Here is an 8846-nt window from a genome sequence, read left to right as displayed (position 1 = left end):
ACTCGCGGTCGGCGGTTTCCCCCCGGCCCCGGCCGGCGCGGTCCCCCGCCCCGCCCCCCAGCAGCCCACCAACTCGGCGGACGCACTGGCGCAGTACCGCCAGCTCGCCGCCCAGGCCGAGCAGCTGAACCAAGAGGCCATGCAGGCGCAGGCCGACCTCGACGCCAAGCAGGCCGATCTGGACCGGGCCAACGCCGACCTGGCGGCCGCCAACGCGGCCGGGCAGCAGGCGCTGGCCGCGAAGGAGCAGTACCAGGGCGTGGTCGACCAGTTCGCCGACGCCTCGTTCGTCGGCGGCGTGCAGTTCAACAAGCTGTCCGCGTTGCTGAACGGCACCTCGGCGCAGGACTTCCTGGAGCGCTCCTCCGCTCTGGAGGTGCTCGCCGACGAGAAGAACAAGGCGCTGGCCGACTACAACGCGGCGGTCCAGGCGGCTGCCAACGCCCAGGCCGCGGCAGCCGACGCCCAGACCCGCTCGCAGGCCGCCAAGGACGCGGCCGCGACGTTGCTGAACGACCTGCACGCGCGGCAGGCCGCCCTGCAGGCCCAGCTCGACCAGCTGGACCAGGTGCGTCAGCGGCTCACCACGTCCGAGCGGGCCGCGCAGAAGGACACCGGCGGCAACGCGCCGAACGTGCCTGCCCCGACGGCGGCCGCCCAGACGGCGATCGACGTCGCGCTGAGCAAGCTCGGCAGCCCGTACGGCTGGGGCGACACCGGTCCCAGCTCGTTCGACTGCTCCGGCCTGACCCTGTACGCCTACGGCAAGGCCGGCATCACCCTGCCGCGCACGAGCCAGTCGCAGGCCTCGGCCGGGGTCGCGGTCTCGCGGGCCCAGCTGCAGCCCGGCGACCTGGTGTTCTTCGGCTCGCCGATTCACCACGTGGGCATCTACCTGGGCGACGGCAAGATGGTGCACGCCCCCGAGACCGGGGACGTCGTCAAGATCTCGCCGCTGCAGAACAACTACGTCTCGGCCCGCCGCGTCGCGGTGAGCTGAGGTCGCAGCACGACAGGGGCGGCACCGGCCATGGCCGGTGCCGCCCCTTCGTCGTTCCCGGGCGGCCCCGACTGGGCCGCGAACCCGCCCGTCCGCCCTAGTAGTCTCCAGCCCGTGCTTCGGACCCTGCTGGTGACCAACGACTTCCCGCCGCGGCCCGGGGGGATCCAGAACTACCTGAACTCCTTCGCGCGCCTGCTGCCGCCGGACCAGCTCGTCGTCTACGCACCCTCCTGGGACAAGCCCTCCGGCTCGCACCCCGAGTTCGACGCCGCCGCGCCGTTCGAGGTCGTCCGGCACCCCACGTCGCTCATGCTGCCCACCCCGGACGTGCTCCGCCGCGCCAAGGACATCCTGCGCGCGCACGACTGCCAGGCCGTCTGGTTCGGCGCCGCCGCCCCGCTGGCCCTGCTCGCCCAGCCGCTGCGGGCCGCGGGCGCGGACTGCGTCGTCGCGAGCACCCACGGGCACGAGGTCGGCTGGTCGATGCTGCCGCTGGCCCGCCAGGCGCTGCGCCGCATCGGCGACACGACCGACGTGATCACCTACGTCAGCAAGTACACCCGCGGCCGGTTCGCGTCGGCGTTCGGTCCGTCGGCCGGGCTCGAGCTGCTGCCGCCGGGCGTCGACCCGGATGTGTTCAAGCCGGACGACGCCGCCCGCGCCGAGATCCGCGCCCGGCACGGCCTCGGCGACCGGCCGACCGTCGTCTGCGTGTCCCGGCTCGTGCCGCGCAAGGGCCAGGACATGCTCATCCACGCCCTGCCGGAACTGCGCCGCCGGGTCCCGGACGTCGCACTCCTGCTGGTCGGCGGCGGTCCGTACCGGAAGTCCCTGGAACGGCTGGCCGACGCGCGGGGTGTCGCCGCCGACGTCGTCTTCACCGGCTCGGTGCCGTGGCCGGAGCTGCCCGCGCACTACGCCGCCGGCGACGTCTTCGCGATGCCCGCGCGCACTCGCGGCAAGGGCCTGGACGTGGAGGGCCTCGGCATCGTGTACCTGGAGGCCTCGGCGACGGGCCTGCCGGTCGTGGCGGGCAACTCGGGCGGCGCGCCGGAGACGGTGCTGGACGAGGTGACCGGCCACGTCGTCAACGGCCGCGACGTCCACCAGCTGGTCGAGACCCTCACCCCGCTGCTCACCGACCCCTCCCGCGCGCGCAAGATGGGCGCCGCCGGCCGGACCTGGGTGACCGAGCAGTGGCGGTGGGACCTGCTGGGTGCCCGCCTGCGGACGTTCCTGAGCGGCGAGCCGGTCACCACGACCTGACCGCTCGGGGCGCGGTTCGGCCGCGCTGTGCCGCGCGGCGTGGGCGGCCGAGTGGGAGGTGACTACCGGGCGGGCCTTGCGCCGCGTGGGGTGGTCGCCACTGGGCGAGCGGCGCACGGGCGGCAGAGTGTGGGCCGGTGGCTACCTGGCGAGCGTGGGGCGGTTGCGCGGGTTGTGGCCGGTCACCAGCCGGCGAGCTACGTGTCCGACCGAACTGGGCCGGTCGTCGCCCGGCGAGTGTCACGCCGCCCGCTCCAGCACCGCTGGGTGCCGGGGGTCGTCGGCGCGTACCACCACGTCCGCGGTCTCCGCGGGGCGCACCTCCTCCTCGTACCGCTCGAACGCCGGCAGCGCCCACTGCTCGTCCTCGGGCAGGCGGCGTCGCAGCGCTGCCGGGGACAGCTGCAGGTGCACGGTCAGCTCCAGCGGCAGGCCACGCCCCAGCAGCATCTCCCCGTCGACGATCAGCACCCCTGGCGGCGGCAGCGGCACCCGCTCCCGGCGCGTCGCCCGGTCGCGGGCCGCGTCCCACAGCGCGGGCAGCACCAAGCCGCTTCCGTTGCGCCCCAACGGGTCCAGCACCTCGCGCCGCAACGCGCCCTCGTCGAGCCACGACCAGTACCGGGAGTCCGGGTTCTCCTTCCCGTACTCGAAGCGCAGCGACGCCGGGCGCAGGAAATCCACGGTGGACACCCGCTGCACCGCGCGTCCGCCCACCCGCAGCGGGTCGACGAGCGCGTCGGCGAGCGTCGTGGTGCCGGCCGGGCCGTCCACGGCGACGCGCACCCACGGCGCGTCCAGCGCGAGCACCCGCTCGGCCAGTTCCCGGGCGAGGCGGTCGAAGGTGATGGGCCGGTACCGCACGATCTCCCATCGTGCCGCATGAACGTCCCGGAACTGTCGGTGCCTCCTGCCATCATGAGCTCATGACCAAGGAAGTGGGCCGGACCGCCGACGCGGGCTGGCAGATCGGCGTCTCGCGCACGTTGCCGTACCCGGCCACCACCGTGTGGGAGTTCCTCACCAGCGACGCGGGCGCGGAGATCTGGCTCGGCGCCGCCGTGCCCGGGGGAAGGGGGAGTGCTACGAGACCGCCGACGGCACGGTCGGCGAGATCCGCGGTTACCGCGAGCTCGACCGCATCCGCCTGACCTGGCGGCCGAAGGGCTGGGACCACGACTCGACGGTGCAGGTGACGGTTTCCCCGTCGGGCAGCGGGACCGTGGTCCGCTTCCACCAGGAGTGGCTGGCCGGCCCCGAGGAGCGCGCCGCGCAGCGGGAGTACTGGAAGGGAGTGGTGGACCGGCTCGCCGGCGCGCTCGCCGCCCGGTGAGGCGGGCACCATTCGCGCCCGCGGTCCGTTGACGCCTTGCCGGAGCACGAACGTCACTGGGAGGACCGCGAATGCGCGTGGTGGACGAACCGATCAGGCTCGACGACGACATCATCCAGGATCCGCACGCCCTCTACCGCGCGTTGCGCGAGGAGGGGCCGGTGCGGCCCGCGATCATGCCCCGCGGGCTGCGGGTGTGGATGGTCTCGGGATACGCGGAGGCCAAGGCGCTGCTGGCGGACCCCCGCCTGAGCAAGGACGCCAACCGGGCGCAGGAGCTGTTCCAGGCCCGCTTGACCGCGACCGGCGGGACGGCGGGCACGGGCGAGCCGGACACCCTGCTGCGCCACCACATGCTCAACACCGACCCGCCGGACCACACGCGGCTGCGCAAGCTGGTCAACAAGGCCTTCACCGCGCGCACCGTCGCCCGGCTGCGGCCGCGCATCGAGCAGATCACCGACGAGCTGCTGGACGAAATGGCGACGCGGGACCGGGCCGACCTGCTCGACGCGTTCGCCTACCCGCTGCCGATCACGGTGATCTGCGAGCTGCTCGGCATCCCGGAGGCGGAGCGCGGCGAGTTCCGCGAGTGGTCGAACACGCTGCTCAACTCCGGCCCGCAGGAGAACTTCCACGACGCGGCCCGCTCGATGGCCGCCTACCTCACCGCGCTGGTCGACGCCAAGCGCACGGCCCCGACCCAGGACCTGCTGTCCGATCTGGTGCACGTGTCGGACGAGGGTGACCAGCTCTCGCCCGAGGAGCTGGTGGCGATGGCGTTCCTGCTGCTCGTCGCCGGGCACGAGACCACGGTCAACCTGATCGGCAACAGCGTGCTGGCGCTGCTGCGGCACCCGGACCAGCTCGCGGCCCTGCGCGCGGACCCGTCGCTGCTGCCGGGCGCGATCGAGGAGTTCCTGCGGTTCGAGGGGCCGATCAACATCGCGACCCTGCGGTTCACGGCCGAGCCGGTGCCGGTGGGCGACGTCGAGATCCCGGCCGACGAGTTCGTGCTGATCTCACTGGTGGGCGCCAACCGCGACGGCGCGCGGTTCCCCGACCCGGACCGCCTGGACGTGACCCGCCCGGCCGGTGGTCACCTGGCGTTCGGCCACGGCATCCACTACTGCGTCGGCGCGCCGCTGGCCCGGCTCGAGGCGGAGGTGGCGCTGGGCCGCCTGCTCGACCGCTTCCCCGCGATCGGGCTCGACGGCGAGCCGGGCGAGCTGCGGTGGCGGGAGAGCACGCTCGTGCACGGCTTGGACAGGCTCCCGGTCGTGCTCGGCTGACGGATCAGTGGTCGTGGCGGTGGCGGTAGACCACCACCGCCATGGCCAGGCCCATCAGGCCGTGGCCGATGCCCATCAGCGCCCCGCCGGAGATCACGCCGGTCCAGTACGGCACGAGCAGCACCGCGAACGGCACGTACATCCACGCGGTCATCTCGGCCACCGAGCCCCAGCCGTGCCGGCGGACCCGCATCCACGCGGCCATCGGCAGGGCCATCTCGGTCGCCATGATCATGGCGCGCCAGTCGGTGCGGTCCAGCACCGCGGACCAGCCGGCCGCGTCGAAACCCAGCCGGACGAGCGGCCCGAGGACGGCCATGCCCAGGCCCATGGCGATCCACATCTCGACGTAGTGCAGCACGGCCCGGCGGGTGGTGGCTGAGCGCAGGGACAGCGTCGTCATCGTCATCGCCTCCACAACGGATAGCTGTACTATCTGAAATGGGAAGTTACTCTACCCATGCGGGGTATGTCCAGAGGAGGAACACCGGATGCGGATGGCGGAGCTGAGCCGGGAGTCGGGTGTCCCGGTCGCGACGATCAAGTACTACCAGCGCGAGGGACTGCTCCCGCCCGGTGAGCTGACCAGCCCCAACCAGGCCCGTTACGGCGCGGCACACGTGCGGCGGCTGAAGCTGGTGCGTGCCCTGCTGGAGATCGGGGGCCTGTCGATCGCCGCGGTGGGGGAGGTGCTGGCGGCGATCGACGACTCCGGCACGTCGACGCACGGCATCCTCGGCCTGGCCCAGCACGGCCTGCCGATGGCGAAGCTGGAGGTGACGGCCGAGGACCGCGCGTGGGCGATGGGCCGGATCGGGGAGACGGCGCGGCGGCGGGGCTGGGACGTGCACCCCGAGTCGCCGGTGGTCGAGTCCCTGCTCGGCGTGCTGTGCGCGCTGCGTCAGGTCGGGCACGAGTGGGTGCTGGACGCGCTGGACCGTTACGCGGAGGCAGCGGACTCGGTCGCCGAAGCCGACGTCACGGCGGTGGCCCGGCTCGGCACGACCGAGGCGGTCGTGGAGGGCGCGGTGGTGGGCACCGTCCTGGGCGACGCGTTGTTCGCGGCGCTGCGGCGGATGGCGCACGCCCAGGTCTCGCGCCGGCAGTTCACGGGGTAGGCCGCCCGGGCGCCGGCCACGCCCAGGTGACCCCGGATGTGCTTGGCGTGGGCAAGGCGCTCACCGCCGGTCACCCCGCGCCGCCTGCTACAGGCGCGCGCGTGGTCCACCTCGGTCATGCTGCCGACGCCGCCAGGGCGGCGAGGCAGGTCGCGAGAGCGCTCCAGAGCCTGATAGCTGCCGCCGTGAATAATTCACCTAATCCAGTGTGAGCGGAGCCACTAGCGCCGCTGTTGATCACTCTTCGTCACTTTTTGCGACCCGGATCGATCGCGCCGGTGACGCGGGTCACGCGCACTGATGGCCGCGCGCCAATACGCCGTTACGCATCAGTCATGACCCTTTGTGAACAAAACGTGAGAACTTCTTTGCATACCGGACATCTCGGACGTTTTTCGGTATCTGTGGTGCTACAGGCCGTCACTGAGGCTGGCCTTTCCTCGGTTCATCCCCAAGTTCGGGAACCTGCGCACCGGAGGCGTGAATGATTGACAACTCTGCCCAGGAGCGTGAGCACGCTCCGCCCCGCTCGTGGCGGTCCGCGCTGGACAACCTCCGCCACGACGTGCCGGCCTCGCTGGTCGTCTTCCTCGTCGCGATCCCGCTGTCGCTGGGCATCGCACTGGCCTCCGGCGCGCCGATCGTCGCCGGCCTGATCGCCGCGATCGTCGGCGGTGTCGTGGCCGGCGCGCTCGGCGGGGCGCCGCTGCAGGTCAGCGGTCCCGCGGCCGGGCTCACCGTGATCGTGGCGGAGACCATCAACGAGTTCGGCTGGGCCGCCACCTGCGCCATCACCGTGCTGGCCGGCGCACTGCAGATCCTGCTCGGGCTGAGCCGGATCGCGCGTGCCGCGCTGGCCCTGTCCCCCGCCATCGTCCACGGCATGCTCGCCGGCATCGGCGTCACGATCGTGCTCTCGCAGCTCCCGATCGTCTTCGGCGGCACCGCGCAGAGCTCGCCGGTCGACAACCTGCTCGGGCTGCCCGCGCTGGTCCTCGACCCGCACGGAGCCGCCACCCTGATCGGGCTGGTCACCCTCGGCATCATGCTCGCGTGGGGCAAACTGCCCGCGGCGGTTCGCAAGGTCCCGGGCCCGCTGGCCGCGATCCTGATCGCCACCGTGCTGGCACTCGTCGCCGGCCTGAACGTGTCCCGTGTGGACGTTCCGGACAACGTGCTCGACCTCGGTTTCGTGCCGGAGTTCCCCGACGCCGGGTGGTTCGACTTCGGCGTCGCCGTCGTGACCATCGGGCTGGTCACGAGCGTGGCGACCCTGCTCTCCGCGGTGGCGGTGGACAAGATGCACACCGGCCCGCGGGCGAACCTCAACCGCGAGCTGGTCGGCCAGGGCGCGGCCAACATGGTGTCCGGCACGTTCGGCGGCCTGCCGGTCGCCGGCGTGATCGTGCGCAGCTCGACCAACGTGCAGAGCGGCGCCCGGACGCGGGTGTCCGCGATCCTGCACGGCCTGTGGATCCTCCTGTTCGTCGCCGTGCTCGCCGGGCCGCTGCGCAACATCCCGCTGGCCGCGCTCGCCGCGCTGCTGGTCCACGTCGGCGCCAAACTCGTCAACCCGGCGCAGATCCGGGAGCTCCGGCGGCACGGCGACCTGCCGGTCTACCTGATCACGCTGCTCGGCGTCGTGACCATCGACCTGCTCACCGGTGTGCTGATCGGGATCGCCGCGTCCGCGCTGATCATGCTGCGCCGCCTGCTGTGGTCCGGCATCCACGTCGAACGCGACGGCGACAAGTGGCGCGTCGTCGTCGAGGGGGCGTTGTCCTCGCTCTCGATCCCGCGCCTGACCTCGGTGCTGGGCACCATCCCGCGCGGCGCGACGGTGACCCTCGAACTCGTCGTGGACTACCTCGACCACGCCGCGTTCGAGACCCTGTCGGAGTGGCAGCACTCCCACGAGGAGGCCGGCGGTCAGGTGATCGTCGACGAGATCGGGCACCCCTGGTTCGAACGGGGCAAGGCCGGTGAGCCGACCGTGCACAAGGCCAAGGCCCAGCGGATCGCGCCGCGCTGGTTCGCCCCCTGGTCGGAGTGGCAGCGCGCCCAGCAGGCGGATCCGGTCGAGGTCCCGCAGCAGCGGCAGGCGCGGGGGAGCTCGATGCGGCGCGGCATGCGCGAGTTCGAGCGGCGCACGTCGCAGCTGGTCCGCCCGATCCTGGGCAAGCTGGCCGACAGGCAGAACCCGGAGACGCTGTTCATCACCTGCGGCGACGCGCGGATCGTGCCGAACCTGATCACCAGCAGCGGGCCGGGTGACCTGTTCACCGTGCGCAACATCGGCAACCTGGTGCCCGACCACGCCACGTGCGCTGACGGGTCGGACGCGTCCATCGGCGCCGCCGTCGAGTACGCGGTCGGGGTGCTCAAGGTGCGCGAGATCGTGGTGTGCGGGCACTCGTCGTGCGGTGCGATGAAGGCACTGCTGAACGGTGCGCCGGAGGGCGCGCCGGCGTTGAAGTCCTGGCTCAAGCACGCCGAGCCGAGCCTGGCGCGGTCCGAGACGCACGCGCCGATCCGCGTCGGGGACTCCCTGCCCGCGTCCGAGGCCGACCAGCTGGCGCTGCACAACGTCCTGCAGCAGCTGGACCGGCTGCGGGAGTACCCGGTGATCGCGGCCGCCGAGGCCCGCGGCGAGGTCGACCTGGTCGGCATGTACTTCGAGGTCGGCGCCGCGAAGGTGCACCTCTACAACGCGGAGGCGGGGGCGTTCGTGTCCGCCACCGACGAGGTGGTGCCGGAGCGCGGGACCGCGGAGGGCAACCCGATGGTCACCCGGTAGCCACCCACCGGAAAGCCGGTCCGCCGGCGCCGGTATT

Annotated in this window: 7 protein-coding genes and 1 pseudogene; 6 read left to right on the top strand and 2 right to left on the bottom strand. The window is 72.6% G+C overall.

Annotation, left to right across the window (positions count from 1 at the left end; all coding sequences use genetic code 11):
• Together D0D15_RS27095 and D0D15_RS27090 are read left to right on the top strand one after the other, a co-directional pair.
• Positions 1–1000 (top strand): C40 family peptidase (locus D0D15_RS27095; RefSeq protein WP_162830670.1); only part of this gene is annotated, 1000 nt, incomplete at its 5' end.
• 114 nt (positions 1001–1114) lie between these two features.
• Positions 1115–2269, top strand: a complete 1155-nt coding sequence (locus D0D15_RS27090) for a glycosyltransferase family 4 protein (protein ID WP_094004347.1) — start codon at positions 1115–1117, stop codon at positions 2267–2269.
• 240 nt (positions 2270–2509) lie between these two features.
• Here the strand turns inward: D0D15_RS27090 and D0D15_RS27085 are convergent, their stop codons facing one another.
• Positions 2510–3133 carry a nucleoside/nucleotide kinase family protein gene (locus D0D15_RS27085; RefSeq protein WP_094004348.1) on the bottom strand — a complete coding sequence of 208 codons (624 nt, stop codon included), beginning with the start codon at positions 3131–3133 and terminating at the stop codon, positions 2510–2512.
• 62 nt (positions 3134–3195) lie between these two features.
• On the opposite strand from D0D15_RS27085, the pseudogene D0D15_RS27080 reads away from it, so the two are divergent.
• Both D0D15_RS27080 and D0D15_RS27075 read left to right on the top strand, forming a co-directional pair.
• Positions 3196–3602 (top strand): annotated as a pseudogene (locus tag D0D15_RS27080) (SRPBCC family protein).
• Positions 3603–3673: 71 nt separating this feature from the next.
• Positions 3674–4894, top strand: coding sequence for a cytochrome P450 family protein (locus D0D15_RS27075; protein ID WP_094004349.1), 1221 nt, complete (start codon positions 3674–3676; stop codon positions 4892–4894).
• 4 nt (positions 4895–4898) lie between these two features.
• Here D0D15_RS27075 and D0D15_RS27070 read toward each other — a convergent pair whose 3' ends face one another.
• Positions 4899–5297 (bottom strand): hypothetical protein, encoded by a 399-nt coding sequence (locus D0D15_RS27070; RefSeq protein WP_094004412.1) that lies wholly within the window; start codon positions 5295–5297, stop codon positions 4899–4901.
• Between the two features lie 88 nt (positions 5298–5385).
• On the opposite strand from D0D15_RS27070, the gene D0D15_RS27065 reads away from it, so the two are divergent.
• Together D0D15_RS27065 and D0D15_RS27060 are read left to right on the top strand one after the other, a co-directional pair.
• Positions 5386–6012, top strand: coding sequence for a MerR family transcriptional regulator (locus D0D15_RS27065; RefSeq protein WP_094004350.1), 627 nt, complete (start codon positions 5386–5388; stop codon positions 6010–6012).
• A 484-nt stretch (positions 6013–6496) separates the two neighbouring features.
• Positions 6497–8809: a SulP family inorganic anion transporter gene (locus D0D15_RS27060; RefSeq protein ID WP_115944842.1), complete on the top strand. Its 2313-nt coding sequence runs from the start codon at positions 6497–6499 to the stop codon at positions 8807–8809.
• Positions 8810–8846 lie beyond the last annotated feature (37 nt).

The sequence above is a fragment of the Amycolatopsis thermalba genome (assembly GCF_003385215.1).
Lineage (GTDB): Bacteria > Actinomycetota > Actinomycetes > Mycobacteriales > Pseudonocardiaceae > Amycolatopsis_E > Amycolatopsis_E thermalba.
The sequence above is the reverse complement of the archived record's forward strand: the minus strand, read 5'-3'. Positions and strand labels throughout refer to the sequence as shown.